The organism is Acidisoma sp. (genome assembly GCF_035492295.1).
Lineage (GTDB): Bacteria > Pseudomonadota > Alphaproteobacteria > Acetobacterales > Acetobacteraceae > Acidisoma.
This window is the reverse complement of the sequence record NZ_DATJJK010000007.1, coordinates 1-25,318: the sequence shown is the minus strand read 5'-3', so window position 1 is coordinate 25,318 and position 25,318 is coordinate 1. Positions and strand designations below refer to the sequence as shown.

Below are 25,318 nucleotides of genomic sequence, written 5' to 3'. Positions count from 1 at the left end.
CGGCGACAGCACTTTTTGCGCACAGCCGGTGAGCAAGGCGACGCGCCCGCGCCGAGCGCCTTCGGCCTGGTGGGTCTGCGGCCGCTGCACGGGGCTATCCGGCGGCAGGGCTTTGGGCGCCAGCGTCAGCATGGCGTGCATCCGTTTCCCCAGCATCGAGCCTTGCGGGATCATCCCGGCGAAGGGCCGGCCGAGGCCGGCACCCTTCAGCGCCAGCCGGAACAGTGTGGGGTTCGGCAGCACGCGGGCGAGCACGCTGCGCATCGCCCGCTCATGCCAGGGCCGCTGGTAGGTCTCCTCGATATAGCGGCGGGCATGGTCGACCAGATGCATGTAGTTCACGCCCGAGGGGCAGGTCGTCATGCAGGACAGGCAGGAGAGGCAGCGGTCGACATGCCGCACCACCTCCTCGGTCGCCGGGCGGCCGCTCTCCAGCATGTCCTTGATCAGGTAGATGCGCCCGCGCGGGCTATCCAGCTCATCGCCCAGCAGCACGAAGGTCGGGCAGGTGGCGGTGCAGAAGCCGCAATGCACACAGGTGCGCAATACCTGGTTGGAGGCGGCCGTGTCCGGGTCGCGCAGCTGTTCGGCGGTGAAGTTGGTCTGCATAGGGAAGCCTTACAGCGTCGCCGCCAAGCGGCCAGGATTGAGGATGCGCGCGGGGTCCATGGCGAGCTTCACGCGCTGCGAAAGGGCAGCGAGCGCGGGCACTTCCGGCGGCACCACGGCGGCCGAGAGGCGCAAGGCCTCCGGCGCCCGCATCAGCGTCCAGCTGCCGCCCTCGCGGCCGACGGCCGCCATGATCGCCTGGTGCAAGGTCTCGGTCCCCGCCCCCGCGAGCCAAAGCCGGCCGCCACCCCAATCGAAGAAGCCGCGTGCACCGGCAGCCTCCGCCGCCGCCAGAACCGTCGGCCCGCGTGATGGCCGGGTCGAGACCTGCCAGACCGCTTCGCCCTCGGCTACCCGGATTGGCTGCACGTCGCGCACGGCCTGCCAGAGGCGGCGGCTCTCGGCCTCGTCAACAATCTCGGACAGGCCGCGCCGTTCGAGATCGGTCGCGAGCCGGCCGAGCCGGTAGGCGACGCTCGCGGCAAAATCCTCGACGCGGATCAGGGTGACAGAGGCATCGCCCAGGCCCGGAATTTCCGCCGCCGCCCAGCCCGGCAGAAAGGCCGCGCCGGACACGCCGAAGGGGGAGCCGAGACCGGTCGAAAGCGCGGCGACGGCCGCGGCCGGGTCCAGCCCGCGCAGGACCAGCGTGCCAGAGGCTTCCGGTCGCGGCTGGATTTTCAGCGTCACCTCGGTCAATACGCCGAGCGTGCCGTTGCTGCCGGCGAGCAGCTTGCAGAGGTCGAGCCCGGTCACGTTCTTCAAGACCCGCCCGCCGGAGCGGATGATCTCGCCGCGCCCGTTCACCGCCCGCACGCCCATGACATGGTCGCGCATCGCCCCCCAGGCGATGCGGCGCGGACCGCTCAGGTTGGTCGCCAGCGCGCCGCCTAGCGTCTGCCCCGGCGCGGTGCCGAGGAGCGCCGAAAGATCGGGCGTCTCCGCCGTCAGCTGCTGGTTCTCCGCCGCAAGCGCCGCCTCGATCTCGGAAAGCGGCGTGCCGGCCCGTGCCGCGATGATCATCTCGCGCGGCGAATAAAGCGTGATGCCGGTATGGTTGCGGGTGGAGAGCGTCATGCCCGCCTGCACCGGCCGCAGCATCCCGAGTTTACTGCCGAGACCCTCGACCGCGACCGGCGTTTTCGACCCATGCGCCGCGCCGACGATCTCGGCGAAGTCCCGCTCCTCAACCGGGGCTTGGAATCCGGAGAGCTCCATCACGGCACTCACGCCGGCACCAGCGGAAAGACCTTTGACGGGTTGAGAAGCCAATCCGGATCGAAGGCCGATTTGATGGCGCGCTGCTGGTCGAGTTCCGTGGGGTTGAATTGCCGGTCCATCAGATCCCGCTTCTCGACACCCACGCCGTGTTCGCCCGTCAGGCAACCGCCGACCTCGACGCAGAGGCAGAGGATATCGGCGCCGAACTTTTCCGCCTTCTGGAAGCTGGTAGGGTCATTGGCATCGAACATGATCAGGGGATGCAGGTTGCCGTCCCCGGCATGGAAGATGTTTGCGACCTTGAGGCCGCAATCGTCGCTCATCGCCTGGATGCGGGCGAGCACCTCGGGCAGCCGGCTGGTCGGGATGGTGCCGTCCATACACAGGTAATCCGGGCTGATGCGGCCGACCGCGCCGAAGGCGCCCTTGCGACCCTTCCAGATCGCGGCACTCTCCTCGGCGGACTGGGAGACCCGGCAACTGATCGGGTCGAACTCATCGCAGATCGCGCGGATGCGGGTGAGAAGCTCGTCCTGCTCAGCAACCGATCCTTCCACCTCGATGATCAGCATCGCCTCCGCATCCAGCGGATAGCCGGCATGGGCGAAGGCTTCGCAGGCATGGATCGCGGGCCGGTCCATGAATTCCAGCGCCACCGGGATGATGCCGGAGCCGATGATGCGGTCGACACAGGCACCGGCGATTTCGTTGGAGCGGAAGGCCGCCAGCATGGCGCGCTGCCCTTCGGCCGCGCGCAGGATGCGCACGGTCACTTCCGCGGTCATGGCAAGCTGGCCCTCGCTGCCCGTCAGCAGGCCGAGCCAGTCATAGCCGCCGCCGTCCAGATGCGCGCCGCCGATGTCGATGATCTCTCCTTCGATGGTGACGATTTTCAGGCCGAGCAGGTTGTTGGCCGTGACCCCGTATTTCAGACAATGCGCGCCGCCCGAATTCATCGCCACATTGCCGCCGATCATGCAGGCGAGCTGGCTTGACGGATCGGGCGCATAGAAGAACCCGTCCTCCTGCATCGCCGCCGTAATGCCGAGATTGGTCACACCCGCCTGCACCACGGCGAAGCGATCGGCATAGTTGATCTCGAGGATGCGGTTCATGCGCATCATGCCGACGACCACGCCGTCCGCCAGCGGCAGGGCACCGCCGGACAGGCTGGTGCCGGCGCCACGCGGGATGACGCGCACGCCCTCGCGGTGGAGGAAGCGCAGGACGGCGGCAAGCTGTTCGGTGGTTTCCGGCAGGGCCACGGCCATCGGCGGCTGGCGATAGGCACTCAACCCGTCGGTCTCATAGGGTTTGAGGCGCAGCGTATCGGCGATCACCCCGGTCTCGGGCAGCAAGGCGCGCAACCCGGCGATGATCTTCGAACAATGGGCAAGGACTTCGGGTTTGGGCTCCGGCTGGCGAATCATTGTTGGGCGTGCCTCCCCGCACGGGGACCGAAATTGCGCCCGGCGGCGGCGCAAGGCAAGCCGGGCCGGGGCGCCCTGCCCCGCCCGGCGCCGGCTCAGTGGTGGCCGAAGAGCAGGAACAGGATCAGCACGACGATGAGGAAGGTGCCGAGTCCGCCCATGCCGTAGCCGTAATGCGGCCGCTCCCGGTAATAGCCCCGGCTGTAGCCGTATCCGCCGCCGCCGAGCACAAGGATGACCAGAATGATCAGGATTAGAAGAAGCATGACTATCTCCCGCTTCCGGTCCGCATGATGCGGCGCCGGTCATTGATGGGGAGATGGCATCTCCCGGCGCAGAGGCTAGACCGGCCAGGATGTTTTGACACGGAAATGTGAGTGTCAGGCCTCCAGCCGGTCGTAGCCGCGCCAGCGGTAGATGGCGGCGGACAGCGCCCAGGCGCCCAGGAAAATGCCGATGATGAGATAGCCGATGATGCCGAAATGCTCGTTCAGCGCGCCGATCACGTCCCAGAACGGCCCCTGGAGCGCGAGCCGGTCGGCCAACAGCCCCAGCGCCTCCACCCCGCCGACCATGACCGCGACAAGCACGGAGACCAGGGTGATGGTGAAATTGTAGTAGAGTTTGCGCAGCGGTCGGATGAAGGCCCAGCCATAGGCGCCGAGCATGAGGATGCCATCCGTCGTATCGACCAGCGCCATCCCGGCCGTGAACAGCGCGGGAAAGACCAGGATGGACCAGACCGGCAGCCCCTGCCCCGCCTGGGCGGCCGAAATGCCGAGCAGCCCGACCTCGGTCGCGGTATCGAAGCCGAGGCCGAACAGCAGGCCGAGCGGATACATGTGCCAGCTTTGGCCGACGAGGCCGAATAACGGGCGACAGATCCGGGCGATCAGTCCGCGCCCGGAAAGCAGCGTCTCCAGATCTTCCTCCCGGTAGCGCCCGCCCGCCTTCACCTGGCGGAAGCTCCGCCAAAGGTGACGCAAAATTGAGAAATTCATCGCCGCGATCACGAAGAGGAACAGCACCGAGACGAGCGTGCCGATAATCCCGCCCGCCGCATGGAAGGACGCGATCTGGGATTGGAAGGCGGTGGCCGTCGCAGCGATTGCGATCGTTGCCCCCACCACCACGGTGGAATGGCCGAGGGAGAAGAAGAAGCCCACCGAAACCGGCCGCCGGCCCGCCTGCATCAGGCGACGGGTCACGTTGTCGATCGCCGCGATATGATCAGCGTCGACCGCATGCCGCAGGCCAAAACTATAGGCGAGCAGCGCCGTGCCGAGCAGCACCGGATGATGGCGAAACAGCAAGATCGCCCAAGCCCAGGCACCGAGATTGGCAGCGATCAGGCCCAGGTAGATCCGGCCAGCGCGGCGCCGCAGACCCTGGCCGCCATCCGCGCTGAGGACAGAAATTGCGTTTCGCAGCATGCTGGTCCCCGGCGCGGCCTTCGTGTCACACTATCTGACGAAAAAGTATGATGTCCAGACGCCCGATCGCAGCGGGCGGACGCAGCGGGAGAGAGAGAGCGATGCAACGCTTCACCATCACGATCGACGATGCGCTGATGGCCTCGGTCGACGCCCTCATGGCGCGCCGTGGCTATGCCAACCGCTCGGAAGCGGTGCGAGACATGCTGCGCGAGGCGGCGATGCGGGAGAGCGCGATGGCCGGGGAGACGCCCTGCGTCGCCGTGCTCGGCTATGTCTATGACCACGAGACGCGGGCTCTCGCCCAGCGGCTCAGCCGGGCGGCGCATGACAATCACGATATTACCGTCGCGAGCCTGCACGTTCATCTTGATCACGAAACCTGCCTGGAAGTCTCTGTCCTTCGCGGACCCTCGGGGGCCGTGCGCGGTCTGGCCAACGGCATGACGGCGCAACGCGGCGTGCGCCACGCGAACCTGCACGTCATTCCGGTGGAGGTCTTCGAGACAACCCATCGCCATGGCGACCGCGAGGAGACCCATCGGCACGTCCATGCGTGAATGGCGCGTGGTGGCGGGTTGTGCTTGAGGCCTGACCGGCTCGCTTCCGGGCAAGCTGGCCAAGGAAGCTGACACGCCACTCCGACGGACTTCCTTGCATGTTTATCCATATCGGGTCAAAGACGTGCCAGGACTCTCCTGGGCGGGATTGCTATTGCACGTTCGCATTTAATCTAGGTGGGACAATGAACGGGATCACAGTATTCAGCGGGTCCGCGCACCAGGCATTTGCAGCGGAAGTCTGTAACCATCTTCAAAAACCGCTTTCTCCCTCACATGTGCATCGCTTCGCCACCGACTGCCTGCAGATTCAACTGCAAGAGAATTGCCGCGAGCAAGACGTTTTCCTGATTCAGCCGCTATCACCGCCCACTCAGGAACACTTGATGGAACTGCTGTTGATGGCCGATGCAGCGCGCGGCGCATCCGCCTCGCGTATCACGGCAGTCATACCCTTCTACTCCTACGCGCGGTCAGACAAGAAGGATGCGCCGCGCATATCGATCGGGGGCCGGCTGGTGGCCGACCTCCTCACCACCGCTGGGGTAAACCGCGTCCTCACCATGGCGCTGCATTCACCTCAAGTACATGGCTTTTTCAGTGTACCAGTTGACCATCTGCATGCCCGCAACGAGTTGGCCGGCCATTTCCGCCAATATGATCTCGCCAACGCCGTTGTGGTCTCGCCAGATTTGGGCGGCGCAAAGGATGCAGCCGCCTTCGCCCGCCTGTTGGGGACGCCCGTCGCGGCTGGGGCCAAGCAACGCTTCCCGGACGACAAGGTTAAGATTAGCGCGATTATTGGTGATGTGGCCGGCAAGGACGTGATTGTTCTTGACGACGAGATCGCCAAGGGCAGCACGATGATCGAACTGGTCCAACGCTTGCGCGAGTACAACGCGCGCTCCATCCGCCTCGCCTGTACACACGGTCTTTTTTCGAGCGACGCGCTCGAGCGCCTGTCTGCGCTGGAGGAGGTGGCCGAGATTGTCTGTACGAATACGGTGCCCATCTCCGGGGCTAACTTGGCGCCTAAGCTGAAGGTGCTGTCAGTCGCCCGGGCTCTGGCGGAAGCGATCCAGCGTATTCACAACGGAGAATCAGTCAGCGCGCTGTTTTAGCGTGACACGTGGTTCAGTGTGTTCGCCGTCAGGGCTGATCTAGCTTTCCTCAAGCGGCGGGGACTGGTCTAAACCTCACGCCGCTCTACGGCGCTTCCGCGAGAATGAACCGCCGGCTCGGCGTCATATTGGTTGGGATCGCGGAATAGACGTCCTTCACCGCCTCCGCGATGGTGACGCCGGCGAATTGCGGTGTCGCCCAGCGGCCCGCGCGCTCGAACAGCCGGTTGGAGCGGAGCACCAGCCGCATGTCCCAGGGCGGCATGCACAGCGCGATGTCCCGCCGCTCCACCCGGAACATGTTCCCGGCCAGCAGCCGCCCCACCTGCCCTGCCGAATAGGGCGTGCCATAACCGAAGGGCGTGTGCTCGAAATAGGCCCACATGCCGCGGCGATTGGGGGCGACGACCATCAGCTTGCCGTCATCCTTCATCACGCGCCAGATTTCGCGCAGCATCGACCGCACGGTTTCGGCATTCTCCAGACCGTGCACCAGCAGCACCCGGTCGAACACCGGGCCGTTGAAGGGCAGCGCATCCTCCTCCGCCATGCAGGTGAGGTTGGCACCGCCCACCGGCCAGCGCGCGGCGCCCAGCTGCGCGGGCGTCACCGCGACGGTAAGCGCGGCCTCTTCCCGCCAGGCGCGCAAGTAGGGCGGGGCATAGCCCAGGCCGAGCACGGATTTGCCCGCCATGTCCGGCCACAGCGCGCCGATACGCTCGCGAATGAGCCGGGCGGCGACCACGCCTTGCGTGGTTCCGTAAAAGTCAGCCGCCGCGTGAACATCGAGTGCCATTCCGCGCAGCATACACAGAAGCACAAAGCCCCGCGATCCGGCTGATTGTCGGCCGATCGGCATTCACCCCCGGCCGCACCAATGCTAGGCTATGCGGCATGACACTCTCCCCGATCACCGTCCCCATGCTTTCCGACAACTATGCCTGGATCCTGCGCGACGACGCATCCGGCGCCATCGCCTTCGTGGACCCGGCCGACGGCCAGGCGGCGATCGCCGCGGTGGAGCAGATGGGCGCCAAGCTCGACATGATCCTGCTCACCCATCACCACGACGATCACATCGCGGGCGTCGAGGCGTTGCGCGCCCGCTATGGCGCCCCCGTCGTGGGCAATGGCGCCGATGCGCATCGCCTGCCGCGCCTCGATATCAGCGTGAGCGAGGGCGACACGGTCACCTTCGCCGGCCATACGGCCGAAATCATCGACACGCCGGGCCACACCGTCGGCCATATTTCCTATTTCTTCCCCGATGGCCCGATCCTGTTCTGCGGCGACACCATGTTCAGCCTCGGCTGCGGCCGCATGTTCGAGGGCACACCCGAGCAGTTCTTCCAGAGTTTTCAGAAGATCGCCGCCCTGCCGGAGGAGACGCTGATCTGTGCCGGGCATGAATATACGCAGTCCAATGCCCGCTTCGCGCTCTCGATCGACCCGGACAATGCGCTGCTGCAGGAGCGCGCGGCCGAGGTTGACCGCATGCGGGCGGCGGGGATGCAGACCCTTCCCGTCCGCCTTGGAGACGAATTGCCGGTCAATCCCTACCTGCTCGCGGCGGACGCGCCCTCCTTCGGCCGCATCCGCGCGATGAAGGATAATTTCAAAGGCTGATCGGCCAAACGCGCCCAATCGGCGACCCAGAAGGACTGTCATGAAACTCTTCTACTCGGCGACCAGCCCCTTCGTGCGGAAGGTGGTGCTCTGCGCGGCCATCCGCGATCTCGACGGGCAAATCGAGCGCGTGCCCACCGATGCGCACGCCTCCCCCGCGTCCCTCGTCACGGCCAATCCGCTCTCCAAGGTGCCCTGCCTGGTGACGGAGGATGGCGAGGCACTCTTCGACAGTCCGGTGATCTGCGAATATCTCGACAGTGTCGGCGAGGCGCCGCCGCTTTTCCCCGAACACGGCGCCCGCTGGTCGGCCTTGCGCATGCAGGCTCTGGCGGACGGCATGATGGACGCCGCGGTGCTCGCGCGGATGGAGCGCATGCGGCCGGAGGAACCGACCCGCAAGGCGGTGATCGCCCGGCAGCTCGAGGCCGTCAGCCGCGGCCTCGCCCTGTTGGAGGAGCACCCGCCGGCCGAGGCCCATGCCGATATCGGCAGCATCTCCGTCGTCTGTGCGCTCGGCTATCTCGATTTCCGCTTCTCGGAGCTTGACTGGCGGGCCGGCCATCCCCGCCTCGCCCGCTGGTATGCGGCCTTTACCGCCGAGCTTCCGGGCTTCGCGGCCAGCGTACCGCCGGGCTGAGGGCGGCACCCCCATGGACCTGACGGGGCCGGGCCTCGCGGCGGAAGCGGTGGTGGCCAGCCTCGGTCTCGCCCCGCATCCCGAAGGCGGCTTCTACCGCGAGATTTTCCGCGACGGCGACCTCGACAATCGAGGCGCCGCCACGGGTATCTACTTCCTGCTGCCGCGCGGCGTCGTCAGCCACTGGCACAAGGTCGATGCCGTGGAAATCTGGCTGTGGCATGCGGGCGCGCCGCTGGCCCTTGAAATGGCCGCCCCGGATGCGGCCACGACGCGCCATCCGCTCGGCCCTGATCTGAGCCGGGGCGAGGCCCTGCAGCGTACGGTGCCGAAAGGCCACTGGCAGCGGGCCTGGAGCGACGGCGATTGGACGCTTGTCTCCTGCATCGTGGCCCCCGCCTTTCTGTTTGCAGGATTCGAGATGGCGCCTGCGGGATGGAACCCACCGGGCTGACCGCCCTCATGCCGCCGCAAAGTGCTGGCATCTGCGCCTTTGTCCTATTCTCACCGCCTGCACGGAAGCCGCTACCCATGGACGAGCTTACGGTCGATCATGCCTTGCCCGCGGCCACTTTCCCGGTGTCCCATAGCGGCATGACATCCGATTCTGATCCGGCGACCCGGCCGAATGTGGCCCGCCAGAGCGCGGCCCGGCAGAGCGCGGAGCTTTCCATCGTCGTGCCCTGCTACAAGGAACGGCCGAACGTCCGCCCGATGGTGGAGCGGGTGGCCGCCGCCCTGCCCGGTGTCGACTGGGAAATCATCTTCGTCGACGATAACAGCCCGGACGGCACGGCCGAGGAGGCGCGCAGCCTTGCGCGCGTCGATCCGCGGGTGCGCTGCATTCGCCGCATTGGCCGGCGCGGCCTCTCTTCCGCCGTGATCGAGGGCGCGCTCTCCTCTTCCGCCGATTTCGTGGCCGTCATGGACGGCGATCTGCAGCACGACCAGACCGTGCTGCCGGACATGCTGGCACAACTCCGCCGGGGGGGCGCGGATGTCGTCATCGGCAGTCGCCATGTCCTCGGCGGCTCCTCAGACGGGCTCTCGTCCGCCACGCGCCACCGCATCTCCAATGCCGGCATCGCGGTCGCGCAGTATTTCCTGCCCATGCGCGTGACGGACCCGATGAGCGGCTTTTTCATGATGCCGCGCGCGCGGTTCGAGGCGATCGCCCCGCGCCTCTCCGGCCAGGGCTTCAAGATTCTGCTCGACCTCATCCTCTCGGCGCCCGAGCGGTTGCGCGTGCTCGAAATCCCCTGCCAGTTCCACCGGCGCGAGGCCGGGGAGAGCAAGCTCGACGCGCTGGTGATGGTGCAATTCGCCTCCCTGCTGCTGGACAAGAGCCTGCGCGGCTATGTGCCGATGCGCTTCCTGGCCTTCGCGCTGGTGGGTGCCCTCGGCGTGGTGGTGAACATCGCGGCGCTCTGGGTCGGCCAGGGGCTCGGCCTCGACTTCGTCGCGGCCGAAGTGATCGCGACTGTCATCGCGATGCTCTTCAACTTCCAGCTCAACAACCGGCTGACCTATCGCAGCCACCGGCTGCGCGGCCCGAAGCTGCTGCGCGGGCTGGTGCTGTTCATGCTCGTCTGCGGTCTCGGCGCCGTTGCCAATGTCGGCATCGCGACAGCGCTGTTCTCGCCCTTCAGCGACAACGGGCTGGCCGCCGCCGCCGTGGGCGCCGCCGTCGGCGTGGTGTGGAACTACGCCGTCTCCTCCACGCTGGTCTGGCGCACGGTCTGAGGTCTGAGTGAGCTCTGCCGCGCAGTAACGGGGGCTGGCGCCGCCGCCCCCGGTCCGGCATAGCGGCCCCCACCATGCCGGACCAGAAATCCCTTCGCTCCCCCGCCTTGGCCTTTGGCTTCGCCCTTCTCGCGCTGACAGCGCTGCGGATAGGGGTCGCGGCGGTGGTGACGGTTTCGCCGGACGAGGCCTATTACTGGGTCTGGAGCCGGGCGCCGGCCGCCGGCTATTACGACCATTCCTTCATGGTGGCCCTCTGGGTGCGCATCGGCACCTGGATCTTCGGCCCGACGCCGCTCGGCATCCGTCTGCTCGGGCCGCTGTCCGCGGCCGCCGCCTCTCTTTTCATTTTCGATGCGGCGCGGAAACTCGGCGCGGGCCGCGGCTATGCGGCGGCCCTTCTGCTCAACGCGACGCTTCTTTTCGGCGCCGGCGCCATCCTGATGACGCCCGACACCCCGCTCGTTTTCTTCTGGACGCTGACGCTCTGGGCCATGGCGCGGCTCGTCGCGGGCGGCTCGGGCTGGTGGTGGATTGCGGCGGGCATCGCCGCCGGCCTGACGCTTGACAGCAAATATACCGGCGCCCTGCTGCTGGCCGGGATCGGGCTCTGGTGCCTGGCGCTTCCCGCCGGCCGCCGCTGGCTGCGGGACCCGCGCGCCTGGGGCGGCCTCATGCTCGCACTCGTACTGTTCCTGCCGGTCATTCTCTGGAACGCCGACCATAGCTGGATCAGCTTCGCCAAACAGGGCGGCCGCACGGGGGATTTCCACCCGGCCCGCGCCTTGCAGTTCCTGGGTGAGCTGATCGGCGGCCAGGCCGGGCTCGCGACGCCCATCATCTTCGTCCTCTGCATAGTCGGCCTGTCCGTAGAGACCGTGCGGGTGGTCCGCACGCGCGATCCGGTCTCCGGACTGCTCGTGGCACTCGGCGTCTTTCCGGCGCTGATTTTCATCGAACATGCCTTAGGTGACCGCGTGCAGGGCAATTGGCCCGAAATCATCTATCCCGCCGGCGTCATCGCGGCCGCCCGCCTGCCTGCCTGCCGCCGCTGGCTGAAGCCGGGCCTCGCGCTCGGCTTCGCCATGGCGCTGGTCGTCTATGTCCAGGCGGTCGCGAGCCCCATTCCCATCGGCGGACCGGGTGACCCGACCGTCCGGCTGCTGGGTGGCTGGAACAAGCTTGCCCGCGCCATGGTCCTTCACGCCCATCAGGCGAAGGCCTCCTTCGTCGCGGTCGACGAATACGGGCTCGGCTCCGAACTCGCCCTGCGCCTGCCGGGCGCCCTGCCCGTCCTCAGCGACGAGCCGCGCTGGCAGGTTTTTTCCCTCCCGCATCCTGAAACGGCAGTGCCCCCGGGTGAGACGGGGATCTTCATCCGCACGACGCGCCGGCATACACCGCCCGATGCAGCCCCCTGGAGCAGCATGACGCTTCTCGGCACCATCAGCCGTGGCCGCAATGGACGAATCGGCGAGAGCTATGAGCTCTATGCCGTGACGCTCGCACCCGGCGCCGCCTCTCTTCTGACCCGTCTGCCATCCGGAGCTGAACCGTGATCCTCCCGACCCTCGACGACATCCTCGCCGCCCGCGCGCGCACCAGCGCACGGCTGCGCCACACGCCGCTGCTGCGCAGCGCGGTGCTGGACCGGGCGGTGGGCGGCACCGTGCTGCTGAAGGCGGAGAACCTTCAGCACACCGGCAGCTTCAAGCTGCGGGGCGCGATGAATGCCGTGCTGGCTTTGGCCGAGGCCGGGCATCGCGGCGGCATCGTTGCTTTCTCCTCGGGCAATCACGCCCAAGCGGTGGCCTATGCCGCGGCCGCCGCCGGCCTGCCTGCCACCATCTTCATGCCGGAGGACGCGCCCGCCATCAAAACCCGCATGACGAAAAGCTGGGGCGCGCACGTGGTGCCCTTCGACCGGCTGCGCGATGACCGCGAGGCGCTGGCCCGCGCCGAGGCCGAGCGCACGGGAGCGGCCATCATCCCGCCCTATGACAAGCTGGAAGTGATCGCCGGCCAGGGCACCGCGGGGCTGGAGATCGCGGAGGACGCGGCGTCCGTGGGCGTCGCCCCCGATGCCGTGCTGGTGCCTGTCAGCGGCGGCGGGCTGCTCGCCGGCGTGACGCTCGCCATGCAGTCCCGCTTTCCGGATGTGAAAACCTACGCGCTGGAGCCCGAGGGACGGGACGACATGCGCCGCTCGCTCCTCTCCGGCACGCGCGAGCGCAATGGCGATGGCGGTTCTGTTCTGTGTGACGGGCTGCTCTCCCCCAATCAGGGCGAGCTGACCTTCGCAGTGAACAAGGACCGCGTTGCGGGCGGCGTGGTGGTGACGGACGAAGCCGTGCTGCGCGCCATGGCCTTCGCCTTCCTGCATCTCAAACTCGTGGTCGAACCCTCGGGCGCGGTCGGCCTCGCGGCCCTGCTGTCGGGCGCCTTCGACGGGCGGGACCGCACGACCGCGATCGTCGTCTCGGGCGGCAATGTCGATCCGGCGACCTTCGAGCGGGCACTGGGCTATGCGGCGGAGATCTGAGCAGGACGAGTCGCGCGCGTCTCATTGCGCGTGACAATCGACGGGGGCCGGCTTTAGACCGGCTCCATGCCCTATCTCTTTCTGCTGATCGCCATCGTCGGTGAAGTCACCGGCACATCCTTCATGAAGATATCGGATGGCTTCACGAAGCTCGGCCCGTCGCTCGCGACCGTTGCGGGCTACGCGGTCGCCTTTTACTTCCTCTCGCTGACGCTGCGAACGATCCCGACCGGCGTGGCCTATGCCATCTGGTCGGGCGTCGGCATCGTTCTCATCGCGACCGTCGCCTGGGCCTTCCAGGGCCAGAAGCTCGACCTGCCGGCAATCCTCGGCATGGCGCTGATCATCGCGGGCGTGTTGACGATGAATGTTTTTTCCAAAGCCGGCGGGCACTGATCCAGACAGGTGGTGGCTATGCTTGATCTGTCGCGCTAAACCGATAATGATGTGCAACAAATTTCGAGAGCATGACAATGGCACGATTAAGCAAAGTTGAAGGCACTGGTCTTCATCCAAGTGGCCAAACTCACGACGAAATAGACAACGCGAGAACGTTTTATTTCGAAGAGCCAGATGGCCCGATATTCCAAATCAACACCTACGGAAGAACGGTAACTCGTACCAAGCCAGGAAAGCTTAGCCAGACTCTACAACTGACGAGAGTTTCCGCGCGGCAGCTCATCGCTCAATTGGAGGATGCTTTTCCTGGCATCCTGGAAGAATCTGCCAACAAATAGATCTGGTCTAAGTATTAATTCAACCAGCCGTGGGCCCAACAAAAGCCCTGGAGACGTTACCGCTCCAGGGCTTTTGCTTCATTCCTTAGCGTTGGCCAGAAGGATCACTCCTCCCAAGCCTTCGGCTTGTGGAATTCCAGCGGCGGCAGGCGGAAGATCTTCACCCGCGCCCATTCCCGCATGTACTGGAAGCAGGTGTAGAGCATCGGGATCACGAAGATGCCGACGAAGCTCGCCGCGATCATGCCGAAGAAGACCGGCGTGCCGACCGAGCGACGGCTGATCTGCGCCGCCCCCGTCGCCATCACCAGCGGCACGAGGCCGAGAATGAAGGCGAAGGAGGTCATCATCACCGCGCGGAACCGCAGACGCGCGCCGGCGACCGCCGCATCCCGGATGGGCACCCCCATCTCGCGCTGCTCCTTTGAGAACTCCACGATCAGAATGCCGTTCTTGGCGGAGAGCGCAATGAGAGTGACGAGGCCGATCTGGGCATAGAGGTTGAGCGGCAGCTGCGTGACGGTGAGGCCGATGAAGGCGCCGAGACCGGCGACGACCACCGAGATCAGCACCGACATCGGGATCGTCCAGCTCTCGTAGAGGGCTACGAGGAAGAGATAGGCGAAGAGCACCGCGAGGGCGAGCACCACGCCCGTCTGTCCACCGGCCTGGACTTCCTGGTAGGCGGTGCCCGTCCATTCATAGCCGTAGCCGGCGGGCAACACCTTGTTGGAAATCTCCGCCATCGCCGCCAGTGCCTGGCTTGAGGATTCCCCCGGTGCAGGTGAACCGTCGATGGTGATGGAGCGGACGTTGTTGTAGCGGCTGATGACCTGCGGGCCGGTCACGATCCGCATCGTCGCCAGGCTGCGCAGCGGCACCATATTGCCGCTCGCATTGCGGACATAGATCTTCCAGATCGAGGAGAGATCGTCGCGGTCGGAAGCCTCGGCCTGAATATTGACCTGCCAAACGCGGCCGAACAGGTTGAACTGGTTGACGTAGTAGCCGCCCATCGTCGCCTGCAGCGTCGTGAAGATGTCGCTGATATTGACGCCGAGCGCCTGCGCCTTCTCACGGTCGATGTCGAGATAGATCGACGGCGTTCCGGCCGAGAAGGTTGAGAAGACGCGGGTCAGCCGCGGGTCGGTATTGGCGGCGACGAGCAGGCTGCCGAGGACCGAGGCCATGTCCTGCGGGTCTTGGCCCTCCAACGCGTCAAGCTGGTATTCGAAGCCACCACCTGTGGAGAGGCCGATGATCGGCGGCAGATTGAAGGGGAAGACATTGGCGCCCATGATCTGCTGCGACATGCCGAACATCTTGCCGATCAGCGCCTGCACGCTGTTCGCCGCCCCCGGCCTTTGCGCGAAGGGCTTCAAGCGCGCGACCACGAAGGCACCGTTGGGCTCGGCCGCACCGTCGAGGATGGAATAGCCGACGATCGAGATGGTGTGCTGCACCTGCGGCATCGCCTTCAGCATGCCGGCGACCCGGTCCACGACCTGCTGCGTGCGGTTGATCGAGGCGCCGTCCGGCAGTTCCACGGCGGTGAAGAAGGCGCCCTGATCCTCCTCGGGCAGGAAGCCGCCCGGCGTCCGCCCCGCCATGAAAACGAGACCCGCTGCCACGATGAGCAGCAGCGGCACGACGATGATCGCGAAGCGCACCAGCCGGCCCACGGTATGGCCGTAGCCGTTGCGCACGCGGTCGATGCCGCGGCTGAGACGCGAGAAGGGTCCTTTGCTCGTCTCCTTGTTTTTCACGGGACGCAGGAAGAGCGCGCAAAGGGCGGGTGACAGCGTGAGCGCGTTCGTCGCCGAAATCAGCATGGTCACGCTGATCGTAACGGCGAACTGTTTGAAGAGCTGGCCGGAGAGGCCCGGAATGAAGCCTACCGGCACGAAGACCGAGAGCAGCACGAGCGAGATCGCGATGATCGGCCCGATGATCTGCCGCATGGCGAGTTTTGTCGCCGCGCGGGGATCCATGTCGGGATGCTCCTCCATCACGCGCTCGACGTTTTCGACCACCACGATCGCATCATCCACGACGACGCCGATGGCGACGACAAGGGCGAGGAGCGAGATGGTATTGGCCGAATAGCCGAGCGCCATCAGCACCGCGAAGGCGCCGATGAGACTGACCGGCACCGCGATCGCCGGGATGATGGTGGCGCGGATATTGCCGCCGAGGAAGAGGAAGACGACCAGCACCACGAGGATGAAGGCCTCGACGATGGTCTGGATAACCTCGTGGACGGTCTCGTTCACGAAGTCGGAGGTGTCGTAGATGACCTGCGCCTTCAGCCCGGCCGGAAAGCGCTGCGAGAGACCGGCGATCGCCGCCTTCACGCGCTGTGCGGTCTCCACCGCATTGGCCCCGGGTTCGAGATAGATGCCGATGCCGAGCGCGGGGGCGCCGTCCAGCTGGTCCTGGGTGTTCTGGCTCTCGGCGCCCAGGGCGATGCGCGCCACGTCCTTCACGCGCAGGATCGAGCCGTCCGAATTCGCGCGCAGGATGATGTTGCCGAACTGCTCCGGCGTCACCAGGCGGCCCTGCGTCTGGATGTTCATCGTGAACTGCTGCTCGTTGCCGATCGGCTTGGCGCCGATGGTGCCAACCGCCGCCTGCGTGTTCTGCGCCGAAATGGCGTTGATCACGTCCTGGGGCGAGAGGCCGAGCTGGGTCAGACGGTCGGTGTTCATCCAAATGCGCATCGAATAGTTCTGCGCACCGAAGAGGAAAGCCTGGCCCACGCCCGGTGTGCGGGAGAGCACGTCGAGCACGTTGATGGTGATGTAGTTGGAGATGAAGAGCGGGCTGAGCGACTTGTCCGGGCTCGAGAACAGCACGAATTGCAGCACGGCCGATGATTTCTGCCGCAGCTGCACGCCTTCCGCCTGCACTTCCGACGGCAGCTGCGAGAGCGCGGCGGCGACGCGGTTCTGCACGTTCACGACGTCGATATTCGGATCGGTGCCGAGGGCGAAGCTGACGGTGAGGCTGTAGCTGCCGTCATTGCCGCTGTAGGAGCGCATGTAGATCATCTTGTCGGCGCCGACGATCTGCGCCTCCAAGGGCTGGGCGACGGTCGCCTCCACCACCGCCGCCGAGGCGCCGGGATAGGAGGTGGTGACCGAGACCTGCGGCGGCACGATGTCCGGGAACTGGGCGACCGGAATGCGCGTCAGCGCAATCAACCCGGCAAGCGTGATCAGAACCGCGATGACGATGGCAAGCCGCGGCCTGTCGATGAAGATGGCGGAGAACATGGTGTGTCTGGCCCTGCCCTAGCCGTCCGAACCGTCGGATTCGGAGGTCGAGGGGGCTTTCGGCGGCGTATAGGGCACAGGCTTCACGGGCGCGCCCGGATGCACGCGCTGCACGCCGTCCGCCACCACCTGGTCGCCCGCCTTAAGGCCGCTCGCGACCACGGCGAGCAGGGGATCGGGCGACTGGCCGAGCGTGATGTTGCGGCGCTCGGCGTTGTTCTTCGCGTCGATGATATAGACGTAATAGCCCTGCTGGTCGGCCAGCACGGCGGCGCGGGGAATGGTCACGCTCTGGATCGGATTGGCCGACTGCAGGATGACGGTGACGAAGCCGCCGTCGACGAGGGTGCGGTTGCCGCCCGAATCGCTCTGGGCGCCGCGCGACGGGTTGGGCACGGTCGCGCGCAGGTTGATCGTATCGGTCGACGCGCTGACGCTGATGTCGCTGAAGTCGATCTTACCCGTCTGGTCATACATCTGGCCATTGGGCAGCTTGACCTTGACGGTCAGCGCGCCGAGCCCGCCCTTGCCGGCATATTGCTGCTGGAGCTTCATGACCTCGACCTCCGAGACCGGGAAGGTCACGTATTCCGGGTCCTGGCTCACCACCGTCGCGAGCGCCGCATCGGTGAAGGCGACGGTATTGCCCGGGTCGGTCGCGACGCCGATGCGGCCGTCGATCGGCGAGGTGATGGTGGTGTAGCCGAGGTTGATCTGCGCGGTCTTGAGCTGCGCTTCCGCCACCAGCAACTGGCCCTGGCTCTGGCCCTGGCTCGCGACGTCGGTATCGACGGTCGACCGCTGGCCGGCCGGGGTATTGAGCAGGGTCTGGGACCGGGTGAGGTTCTGCTTGGCGTTCTTCAACGCCGCCTCGGCCTGGATGACGGCGCCCTGGGCCTGCAGCACGGCGGCCTGATAAGGCGGCTGCTCGATGATGAAGAGCAGCTGACCCTTCTTGACCTCGTCGCCTTCCTTGAAGTCGCGCTCCTCCAGCGTGCCGGTGACACGGGCACGGATTGTCACCTTGCTGATCGCCTGGACGCGGCCGATATACTGGCTCGTCAGGTAGATGGGTGTCATCGCCGCCTTGGTGACGCCCACGGCAGGCGGGCCGCCGGGGCCCATCTGCGCACGCGCCGCCGAAGAGGCGCCCACGAGTAGGCCTGCGAAAACCATCGCGGAATACCGAAGTCTCATCAGGTGATCCCTGGGCTAGAGTCGATGGCGGCAATCCGGGCTGCCGCAAATCCCGATCCACCCCACCCGTCTGGATGTGGAATTAAAGATCATTCATACCGATCTTGAGGCCTACTGACCGAACGGTCAACGGGGCTGCCGCGCCGCAGCATGATGATACGCATGCCGAAAGGACGGGGGAGCGGTCATTGACGGACCGCTCCGATGCGGGGAAAAGCCCCCCTCCGGCCACGAAACGGCGGTCGCTCCAAGGTCTTTCCGCGTTACGAAAGGTGCGTAGATGCAACGGGTATTTTCGGGAATCCAGCCGTCGGGCATTCCGACGCTCGGCAATTATCTCGGAGCGATCCGCAACTGGGTGGCGCTGCAGAACGACCATGACTGCCTCTACTGCGTGGTCGATCTCCACGCGATCACCACCTGGCAGGAACCGGAGGTGCTGCGCCGCCAGACGCGGGAGATGGCGGCGACGATCATCGCCTGCGGCATCGACCCCGAAAAGCACATTCTTTTCCACCAGTCGGCCGTGCCCGCCCATGCGCGCCTCGCCTGGATCTTCAATTGCGTCGCCCGCATCGGCTGGCTGAACCGCATGACCCAGTTCAAGGATAAGGCGGGGAAGGACCGCGAGGCGGCCTCTGCCGGCCTTTTCGTCTATCCCAACCTGATGGCCGCCGACATCCTCGCCTATCACGCGACGCGCGTGCCGGTGGGAGACGATCAAAAGCAGCACCTCGAACTCGCGAACGACATCGCGCAGAAGTTCAACCATGATTACGAGGTGGAGTTCTTCCCGCAAATCCAGCCGCTGATCATGCCGGAAGCCGCGCGCGTCATGTCCCTGCGTGACGGAACGAAGAAGATGTCGAAATCCGATCCCTCGGACCAGAGCCGCATCAACATGAGCGACGATGCCGAGACGATCGCTGCGAAAATCCGCCGTGCCCGCACCGATCCCGAGCCGCTGCCGGGCGAGGCCGCCGGGCTCGAGGGCCGGGCCGAAGCCCGCAACCTCGTCGGCATCTACGCCGCCCTTTCGGGGTTGAGCCAGAACGCAGTCCTCGCCCAGTTCGGCGGCCAGGGATTCGCGACGTTCAAGAACGAGCTCGCGGATCTCATGGTCGAGAAGCTCGGGCCCATCGCGGCCGAAACGCGCCGTCTCGTGGCCGATCCCGGACATATCGACCGCATTCTGTTCGCAGGCGCCGCGCGGGCTGCCGCCATTGCCGACCCGATCGTGGCCGAGGCCGAACGGCTGGTCGGCTTTCTGCAACCTCCGGCAGTGTAACTCCTGCGGCGGATAAGGTATCCAGGACGAATGGACGCGACCCCTGCCCCCCTCGGCGCGGCCCGCATGGCCAAGCTCACCCGCCGCACCTCGGAGACCGAGATCACGGTCCGGCTGAACCTCGACGGCACCGGTCAGGTCAAGACTGCCACCGGCATCGGTTTCTTCGACCATATGCTGACGGCGCTCGGCCGCCATGCCATGTTCGATCTCGAAATCGAAGCGCAGGGCGACCTGCATGTAGACGACCACCACACTGTGGAGGATGTCGGCATCGTGTTGGGACAGCTGATCCTGAAGGCGCTCGGCGACAAGCGCGGCATCACCCGCTACGGCCAGGCCCTGGTGCCGATGGATGAAGCGCTGGTCGAAGCGGCGGTCGACCTTTCCGGCCGTGCCGCGCTCGGCTGGCAGGTTTCCTTCACGGCCGACAAGATCGGGACCTTCGACACCCAGCTGGCGGAGGAATTTTTCCGCGCCCTTTCGGCCAACGGCCTGTTCAATCTGCATCTGATCCAGAAGGCCGGGCGCAACGACCATCACATCGCCGAAGCCTGTTTCAAGGCGGTGGCGCGGGCCCTGCGCATGGCGGTCGGGCTCGATCCGCGGGCTGGCGGCGCCATTCCATCGACCAAAGGATCCCTCGCGGGATGAGGATCTATACTGCCCATCTGCGGCCGGGGCAGATGCCCCTGCTGGTGCGGGAAGGCTTTTCCCTCGGTGCCTTCCTGTTCGGGCCGCTTTGGCTTTTCGCCCATCGCGCCTGGATCGCCGGCATCATCGCCTTGGTTGTGCCTGGGGCGCTGCTCGCCCTTTCATCCTTCTGGCCCGGCGCAGTGCTGCCGCCGGTGCTCCTCGCGGCCTATGCCTTGCTGATGGGACTGACGGGCCGCGATCTCTGCCGCTGGTCGCTCGCCCGGCGGGGCTTTTCGGAGAGCTATGTCGTCGCGGCGCGGAACGCGGAGGCTGGTTTCGCCCGGCTGGTCGACCGCGACCCGACCCTCGCTTCGGAGGATCTCGCATGAAGATTGCGGTCGTCGACTACGGCAGCGGCAACCTCGCTTCCGCCTCGCGCGCCGTGGCGATCGCCGCCGAGCGCTCGGGGCTTGTGGCTGATGTGCGGGTGACGAGCGATCCTGCCGAGATCCGGGAAGCAAGCCGCATCGTGCTGCCCGGCCAGGGCGCCTTCGGAGACTGCATGGAGGGGCTTTCCGCAGTGCCGCATCTGCGCGACGCACTGGAAGAGACGGTCGATGCCGGCACGCCCTTCCTCGGCATCTGCGTCGGCATGCAACTAATGGCCGAGCGCGGATTGGAATACGGCGCCACCGAAGGCCTCGGTTGGGTCCGCGGCGAAATCACCCGCATCGATGCACCGGGCCTGCGCCTGCCGCAAATGGGTTGGAACGGGCTCGACTTCACGCCCGGTTCACATCACCTGCTTGGTGGTCTCGTTCCGGGCGACCATGTCTATTTTACTCACAGTTTCGCCCTGAGTGATGGCAAGCCCAGCGAAATCCTCGCCACCACGGATTATGGCGGACCGGTCGTCGCCCTGGTTGCGCGCGACAATCGTGCGGGGACGCAGTTCCATCCCGAAAAGAGCCAGGAGGTGGGTCTCGCCATCATGAGGAACTTTCTGACATGGGCGCCGTGATCGCCGTGGCCGATGGCCAGATGGGAGACGGCCCGGAAGCGGAGGCGCCGCAGGCGAAGCCGCTTCTCAGCGTCGACCGCATCACCGCCTTTTCGGACGAGGATCTGCTGGCGCTGTGCGAGGCGACGGACGCCGCCATCATCGACGGCGGCGGTTTCGGTTGGCTGACGCCGCCGGGCAGGCAGGTGATAGAGAGCTATTTCAAGGGATTATTGATGGTTCCTGAGAGGGAACTTTATCTCGGCCGAGTGGATGGCGTTATCGTGGGATCGGCCCAGCTGGTGCGCCCGCCGCGCAACAACGAGGCTCAGGCGATGGCAGCGACGGTGACCCAGGCCTTTGTCGCACCCTATGCCCGTCGCCTCGGCCTCGCCCGGATGATGGTCATGAGGGTCGAGGAACGCGCCCGTAACCTGGGCTATCAGATCCTCAATCTCGACGTGCGCGAGACCCATAGCGGCGCCATCGCGCTCTATGAAGGGCTCGGCTATATCCGCTGGGGTACCCACCCCGCCTATGCGCGGATCGGCGGCCAGCTCGTGGCCGGCGCCTTTTTCTACAAGCTTTTGCAGCGGAAGAGCTGACCTAGCCCATGCCTGCCCTCACACTCTACCCGGCGATCGACCTCAAGGGCGGAGCCTGCGTGCGGCTCCGCCGCGGCGACATGGACCAGGCGACCGTCTATGGCGAGGACCCCGGCGCCCAGGCGCGAGCCTGGCAGGAGGCCGGCTGCACCTGGCTGCATGTGGTCGATCTGGACGGCGCCTTCGCCGGCCGCTCGGTCAATACCGCGGCGGTGACGGCAATTCTCGCGAACGCAAAAGTGCCCGTGCAGCTGGGCGGCGGCATCCGCGACATCAGCAGCATCGAGGCCTGGCTGGCGGCGGGCGTTAGCCGTGTCATCCTGGGCTCTATCGCCGCCAAGAACCCCGATTTGGTGCGGGAGGCCTGCCGCCTGTTTCCCGGCCGTATTGCTGTCGGCATCGACGCGCGGGACGGGTTCGTTGCCACCGAAGGCTGGGCCGAAACCTCGGCTGTGGCGACCGAAACCCTGGCATTGCGCTTTGAGGATGCGGGAGCGGCGGCCATCATTTTCACCGATATCGGGCGGGACGGCATGCTCGAAGGCCTCAATCTGGATGCCACCGCATCCCTCGCCCGCGCCGTCACCACGCCGGTCATTGCCTCGGGCGGGGTCGGCTCGCTCGCCCACCTCGAGGCGCTGCGCAAGGTGGCCCGCGACACGCCGGGGATCGCAGGCGTGATCGTCGGCCGCGCGCTCTATGACGGGCGGATCACGCCGGGTGACGCACTCCGCGGCCTTGCCTGACACGTCTGACGACGGTGCGGCTCTGACCGAGGCGACGCGCGCCACCGTCACCCGCTACCACGCCGCCTGGAAGGCCCGGGATCTCGCGGCCATTCTCGGCTGCTATGACCCGGAGGTCGTCTATATCGACCATTACCGCGGCCTCTCGCTGCGGCTCGGCGATCTCGGCGCGTATGTGGCGCGCAGCCTGCCGCGGGACGGCGCGCCCTTCCTCGACCATATCGACCGGATCCGTGCGGATGGCGACACTGCCTTCATTCAGTATCAGATCGTTGTGCCCATGGCGGGGCGACTGGCCGAATTCCATGCCAGCGAGGCGATTACGGTGCGGAGCGGGCTGATCCTGCGGATCCGCGAATATGCGACGCTGACGCCGGGTGCGCCGGGTCCGGACCGGCACGCGGCACGGCCGCCGGCCGAACGCCTGGGCCTTTCGGCCCGCCAGCTCGGCAGTATCGCCGCCGAACTCGATGCCTATTTCGAGCGCCGCAAACCTTATCTCGATCCAGAGCTCGACCTGCCGCGCGTCGCCGCCGAGACCGGCTATACGCGCAACCAGATTTCCTTTCTGCTCAACCAGGTACTGGGGATGAGCTTCTACCAGTATCTCACCCATAAACGGCTGCAGCACCTGCTGGCGGCGCTCGATCGGGGCCATGAAGGGCGTATCGACACCCTCGCCTTCGACGCCGGCTTCAACTCCCTCTCCGCCTTCTACCGGGCCTTCCGCCGGGCGACCGGCCTGTCTCCCTCCGCCTATACACGGGGTGGCTAGCCTCCTTCCGGACCCGCCGGGAAGACGCCGCTGGCGCACTCCGCTAAGCACGCGGAAGCCGTGGAGACGCTGATGTCCGCCCCCAACCCTGCCTGGAAAAACCTCAGCCTCTGGACCAGCCAGCTTGCTGAGGATTTTGCGCCGCGCCCGGCGCTGGAGGGCCAGACGCAGGCCGATATCGCCATCATCGGCGCGGGCTATACCGGTCTCTGGACCGCCTATTACCTCAAGACCCGCGCGCCCTACTTAAGGATCGTCATTCTCGAGGCGGAGACAGCGGGCTTCGGCGCCTCCTCCCGCAATGGCGGCTGGGTGATCGGCGGGCTGTTGGGCGAGGACCGGCTCGTGGGCCATCTGCCCGAACCGCGCCGCCAGGAAACCTGGCGCCTTGTCACCGCCATTCCGGACGAAGTCGGCCGTGTCGTGGCCGCCGAGGGCATCGACTGCGATTTCCGGAAGGCCGGCATGCTGTATTGCGCCGCGCGCTATCCGGAGCAGGCAGTGCGGCTGCGCGGCTATCTGGACAGCCTCCGCCGCGAGGGTCTCTCAGAGGAAGACTACCGCTGGCTCTCCCCGGCCGAACTGTCCCGGCATGTGCGGATTTCGGGCGCGCTCGGCGGCCTCTACTCCCCCCATTGCGCCACTATCCATCCCGCCAAACTCGTCCGGGGCCTCGCCCAGGTGGTGGAGCGGCTCGGCGTGGCCATCCACGAACGAAGCGCGGTAACGGTCTGGCAGCCGGGCCGCCTGCGGACGGCAGAGGGAAGCGTGGCGGCAGACTGGATCATTCCGGCAGTGGAAAGCTTTGCCGGTAGCCTGCCGCCCTTGGACGGGGCCGCGCTGAGCCGCTACCAGCTTCCCGTCCATAGCCTGATCGTCGCGACCGAGCCCTTGGGCCATGATGTCTGGGCCGGCATCGGTCTTGATCATGGTCAGGCTTTTGGCGAATTCAGCCGCCAGGTAACCTACGGGCAGCGTACGAAGGACAACCGGCTCGTTTTCGGGGCGCGCGGCGGCTACCGCTTCGGGGGCCGCATCCGGCGCGATTTCACCCTGACGGCGGAGGAAACGGCGCTGCGGCGACGCCTCTTCACCGATCTCTTTCCGCAATTGAAGGACGTCCGCATCACCCATAGCTGGGGCGGCAATCTCGGCATGGGGCGGCGCTTCCAGCCGCATATGCTGGTCGACCGGGAGAGCCGCACGGCGCTGGCCGGCGGATTCGGCGGCGAAGGCGTCGGCGCCACCAATCTCGCCGGGCGCACCCTGGCCGACCTCATCCTTGGCCGCGACAGTCTCGAGACTCGCCAGCCCTGGGTGATTCCGGACAAGCCCTTCGCCAAGGCGCTGAAGCCTTGGGAACCCGAACCTCTCCGCTTCCTCGGCTACAACGCCATCGTGCGCAGCTTCGCGTCCGAAGATGCCGTGCTCGCGAATCCTCATAGCCCCGCGTGGCGCCGCCGCCTGGCGCAGCGCGTTTCCGAGCGCATGGAAGCGCTCATGATCTGGAAAATCGGCTGATGCCGCTGTTCCCCCCACCGAAAGGATTGTCATGACCGTCAGCCATATAAGGGCCGCGCTCGGCGAAACCTTGAGCACGCCCGCCCCCGTCGCCTCGCCCATCGGCGAGCCCGTCGCCCATACCAGCTATAAGGAGTTTGAACGGGCCGATCAGGTCGAAACCGGCATCTGGGAATGCACGCCCGGCCGCTGGAACCGCTTCGTGACGGAGCAGGAGTTCTGCCATTTCATCGCGGGTTCCGGCACCTTCACGCCCACCGGCGGGGAACCCATCGCTTTCAAGGCAGGGGATGCCTTCATGATGTCCGAAAACACCATGGGCGTTTGGGACATTCGGGAGACTGTCCGCAAGACCTACGTCATTATCAAGCGCTGAGCGACCGCAGGGCCGCGCCCGTCAGGGCGTGGCTGTGCTGGATAGAAGGGCCGCCGGCATCACGGCCCGCTGCGCTGGCGCGGTCTCGGCGGTCCACACCACCTGCCCCACAGTCCCGCAGACGGGGCAAGCAGGGTGCCAGGATTCGTGCTCTGCGCCGCAGGCGGTGCAGCGCCAACGAGGATCGGGACCGGCGCTATGGCTGCGCCGCAGCGCCTCATGGGCGGCGAAGGTTGC

At 66.3% G+C, this 25,318-nt stretch carries 27 protein-coding genes and 1 pseudogene; 19 read left to right on the top strand and 9 right to left on the bottom strand.

The annotated features are described in order from the left end of the window. From VL752_RS00620 to VL752_RS00600, 5 genes are all read right to left on the bottom strand, one after another. Nucleotides 1-609, bottom strand: a 609-nt coding sequence (locus tag VL752_RS00620; RefSeq protein ID WP_325351788.1) for a 4Fe-4S dicluster domain-containing protein, incomplete at its 3' end; no start/stop codon positions are given. Nucleotides 610-618: 9 nt separating this feature from the next. After that, the gene (locus VL752_RS00615) at nt 619-1,827 is read right to left on the bottom strand and encodes an FAD-binding protein (RefSeq protein ID WP_325351789.1); all 1,209 of its coding nucleotides are present in this window, start codon (nt 1,825-1,827) and stop codon (nt 619-621) included. A gap of 8 nt (nt 1,828-1,835) precedes the next feature. After that, nucleotides 1,836-3,260 (bottom strand): FAD-linked oxidase C-terminal domain-containing protein, encoded by a 1,425-nt coding sequence (locus tag VL752_RS00610; protein WP_325351787.1) that lies wholly within the window; start codon nt 3,258-3,260, stop codon nt 1,836-1,838. Nucleotides 3,261-3,355: 95 nt separating this feature from the next. After that, the gene (locus tag VL752_RS00605; protein WP_325351786.1) at nt 3,356-3,526 is read right to left on the bottom strand and encodes a DUF3309 domain-containing protein; all 171 of its coding nucleotides are present in this window, start codon (nt 3,524-3,526) and stop codon (nt 3,356-3,358) included. Nucleotides 3,527-3,640: 114 nt separating this feature from the next. After that, entirely contained in the window at nt 3,641-4,693 is a 1,053-nt protein-coding gene (locus VL752_RS00600; protein ID WP_325351785.1) for a HoxN/HupN/NixA family nickel/cobalt transporter, read from the bottom strand. 101 nt (nt 4,694-4,794) lie between these two features. On the opposite strand from VL752_RS00600, the gene nikR reads away from it, so the two are divergent. Together nikR and VL752_RS00590 are read left to right on the top strand one after the other, a co-directional pair. Continuing rightward, entirely contained in the window at nt 4,795-5,253 is a 459-nt protein-coding gene (gene nikR / locus VL752_RS00595) for a nickel-responsive transcriptional regulator NikR (RefSeq protein ID WP_325351784.1), read from the top strand. Nucleotides 5,254-5,438: 185 nt separating this feature from the next. After that, on the top strand, nt 5,439-6,374 hold the full coding sequence (locus tag VL752_RS00590) for a ribose-phosphate diphosphokinase (protein ID WP_325351783.1): 936 nt from the start codon (nt 5,439-5,441) through the stop codon (nt 6,372-6,374). 85 nt (nt 6,375-6,459) lie between these two features. On the opposite strand, the gene VL752_RS00585 is transcribed toward VL752_RS00590, so the two are convergent. Beyond that, a complete protein-coding gene (locus tag VL752_RS00585) occupies nt 6,460-7,170 on the bottom strand; it encodes a class I SAM-dependent methyltransferase (protein WP_325351782.1) in 711 nt (236 codons plus the stop codon). Nucleotides 7,171-7,268: 98 nt separating this feature from the next. On the opposite strand from VL752_RS00585, the gene gloB reads away from it, so the two are divergent. The 8 genes from gloB (at nt 7,269) to VL752_RS00545 (ending at nt 13,662) form a co-directional block, all read left to right on the top strand. Beyond that, a complete protein-coding gene (gene gloB, locus VL752_RS00580) occupies nt 7,269-8,000 on the top strand; it encodes a hydroxyacylglutathione hydrolase (RefSeq protein ID WP_325351781.1) in 732 nt (243 codons plus the stop codon). Between the two features lie 40 nt (nt 8,001-8,040). Then, complete coding sequence (locus VL752_RS00575; protein ID WP_325351780.1) at nt 8,041-8,640, top strand: glutathione S-transferase; 600 nt, start codon at nt 8,041-8,043, stop codon at nt 8,638-8,640. A gap of 13 nt (nt 8,641-8,653) precedes the next feature. Further along, nucleotides 8,654-9,094 carry a cupin domain-containing protein gene (locus VL752_RS00570; protein WP_325351779.1) on the top strand — a complete coding sequence of 147 codons (441 nt, stop codon included), beginning with the start codon at nt 8,654-8,656 and terminating at the stop codon, nt 9,092-9,094. A gap of 77 nt (nt 9,095-9,171) precedes the next feature. Then, a complete protein-coding gene (locus tag VL752_RS00565; protein WP_325351778.1) occupies nt 9,172-10,383 on the top strand; it encodes a glycosyltransferase family 2 protein in 1,212 nt (403 codons plus the stop codon). A 74-nt stretch (nt 10,384-10,457) separates the two neighbouring features. Then, the gene (locus VL752_RS00560; RefSeq protein WP_325351777.1) at nt 10,458-11,942 is read left to right on the top strand and encodes a glycosyltransferase family 39 protein; all 1,485 of its coding nucleotides are present in this window, start codon (nt 10,458-10,460) and stop codon (nt 11,940-11,942) included. Beyond that, nucleotides 11,939-12,925 (top strand): threonine ammonia-lyase, encoded by a 987-nt coding sequence (locus VL752_RS00555; RefSeq protein WP_325351776.1) that lies wholly within the window; start codon nt 11,939-11,941, stop codon nt 12,923-12,925. Before VL752_RS00560 ends, VL752_RS00555 begins: the two co-directional genes overlap by 4 nt. A 66-nt stretch (nt 12,926-12,991) precedes the next feature. Beyond that, nucleotides 12,992-13,321 (top strand): SMR family transporter, encoded by a 330-nt coding sequence (locus VL752_RS00550; RefSeq protein ID WP_325351775.1) that lies wholly within the window; start codon nt 12,992-12,994, stop codon nt 13,319-13,321. A 77-nt stretch (nt 13,322-13,398) separates the two neighbouring features. After that, complete coding sequence (locus VL752_RS00545) at nt 13,399-13,662, top strand: hypothetical protein (RefSeq protein WP_325351774.1); 264 nt, start codon at nt 13,399-13,401, stop codon at nt 13,660-13,662. Between the two features lie 104 nt (nt 13,663-13,766). Here the strand turns inward: VL752_RS00545 and VL752_RS00540 are convergent, their stop codons facing one another. Together VL752_RS00540 and VL752_RS00535 are read right to left on the bottom strand one after the other, a co-directional pair. Next, nucleotides 13,767-16,937, bottom strand: a complete 3,171-nt coding sequence (locus VL752_RS00540; protein ID WP_325351773.1) for an efflux RND transporter permease subunit — start codon at nt 16,935-16,937, stop codon at nt 13,767-13,769. Nucleotides 16,938-16,955: 18 nt separating this feature from the next. Beyond that, a complete protein-coding gene (locus tag VL752_RS00535) occupies nt 16,956-18,134 on the bottom strand; it encodes an efflux RND transporter periplasmic adaptor subunit (protein ID WP_325351772.1) in 1,179 nt (392 codons plus the stop codon). A gap of 280 nt (nt 18,135-18,414) precedes the next feature. On the opposite strand from VL752_RS00535, the gene trpS reads away from it, so the two are divergent. The 9 genes from trpS (at nt 18,415) to VL752_RS00495 (ending at nt 25,081) form a co-directional block, all read left to right on the top strand. Next, on the top strand, nt 18,415-19,422 hold the full coding sequence (gene trpS / locus VL752_RS00530) for a tryptophan--tRNA ligase (protein WP_325351771.1): 1,008 nt from the start codon (nt 18,415-18,417) through the stop codon (nt 19,420-19,422). Between the two features lie 30 nt (nt 19,423-19,452). Next, nucleotides 19,453-20,076, top strand: a complete 624-nt coding sequence (hisB, locus tag VL752_RS00525; protein WP_325351770.1) for an imidazoleglycerol-phosphate dehydratase HisB — start codon at nt 19,453-19,455, stop codon at nt 20,074-20,076. Next, nucleotides 20,073-20,447 carry a DUF2628 domain-containing protein gene (locus VL752_RS00520; RefSeq protein ID WP_325351769.1) on the top strand — a complete coding sequence of 125 codons (375 nt, stop codon included), beginning with the start codon at nt 20,073-20,075 and terminating at the stop codon, nt 20,445-20,447. The genes hisB and VL752_RS00520 overlap by 4 nt, the downstream gene beginning before the upstream one ends. Further along, complete coding sequence (gene hisH, locus VL752_RS00515; RefSeq protein WP_325351768.1) at nt 20,444-21,079, top strand: imidazole glycerol phosphate synthase subunit HisH; 636 nt, start codon at nt 20,444-20,446, stop codon at nt 21,077-21,079. Before VL752_RS00520 ends, hisH begins: the two co-directional genes overlap by 4 nt. After that, nucleotides 21,067-21,663, top strand: coding sequence for a GNAT family N-acetyltransferase (locus VL752_RS22220; protein WP_408863036.1), 597 nt, complete (start codon nt 21,067-21,069; stop codon nt 21,661-21,663). The genes hisH and VL752_RS22220 overlap by 13 nt, the downstream gene beginning before the upstream one ends. A gap of 8 nt (nt 21,664-21,671) precedes the next feature. Beyond that, nucleotides 21,672-22,409, top strand: coding sequence for a 1-(5-phosphoribosyl)-5-[(5-phosphoribosylamino)methylideneamino]imidazole-4-carboxamide isomerase (hisA, locus tag VL752_RS22215; protein WP_408863035.1), 738 nt, complete (start codon nt 21,672-21,674; stop codon nt 22,407-22,409). Continuing rightward, nucleotides 22,384-23,184: an AraC family transcriptional regulator gene (locus VL752_RS00505; protein WP_325351767.1), complete on the top strand. Its 801-nt coding sequence runs from the start codon at nt 22,384-22,386 to the stop codon at nt 23,182-23,184. The genes hisA and VL752_RS00505 overlap by 26 nt, the downstream gene beginning before the upstream one ends. A 72-nt stretch (nt 23,185-23,256) precedes the next feature. Further along, complete coding sequence (locus VL752_RS00500) at nt 23,257-24,705, top strand: NAD(P)/FAD-dependent oxidoreductase (protein WP_325351766.1); 1,449 nt, start codon at nt 23,257-23,259, stop codon at nt 24,703-24,705. A gap of 31 nt (nt 24,706-24,736) precedes the next feature. Then, nucleotides 24,737-25,081, top strand: a complete 345-nt coding sequence (locus VL752_RS00495) for a cupin domain-containing protein (RefSeq protein WP_325351765.1) — start codon at nt 24,737-24,739, stop codon at nt 25,079-25,081. 21 nt (nt 25,082-25,102) lie between these two features. Here the strand turns inward: VL752_RS00495 and VL752_RS00490 are convergent. Continuing rightward, nucleotides 25,103-25,318, bottom strand: a pseudogene (locus VL752_RS00490) (hypothetical protein); the annotation flags it as partial.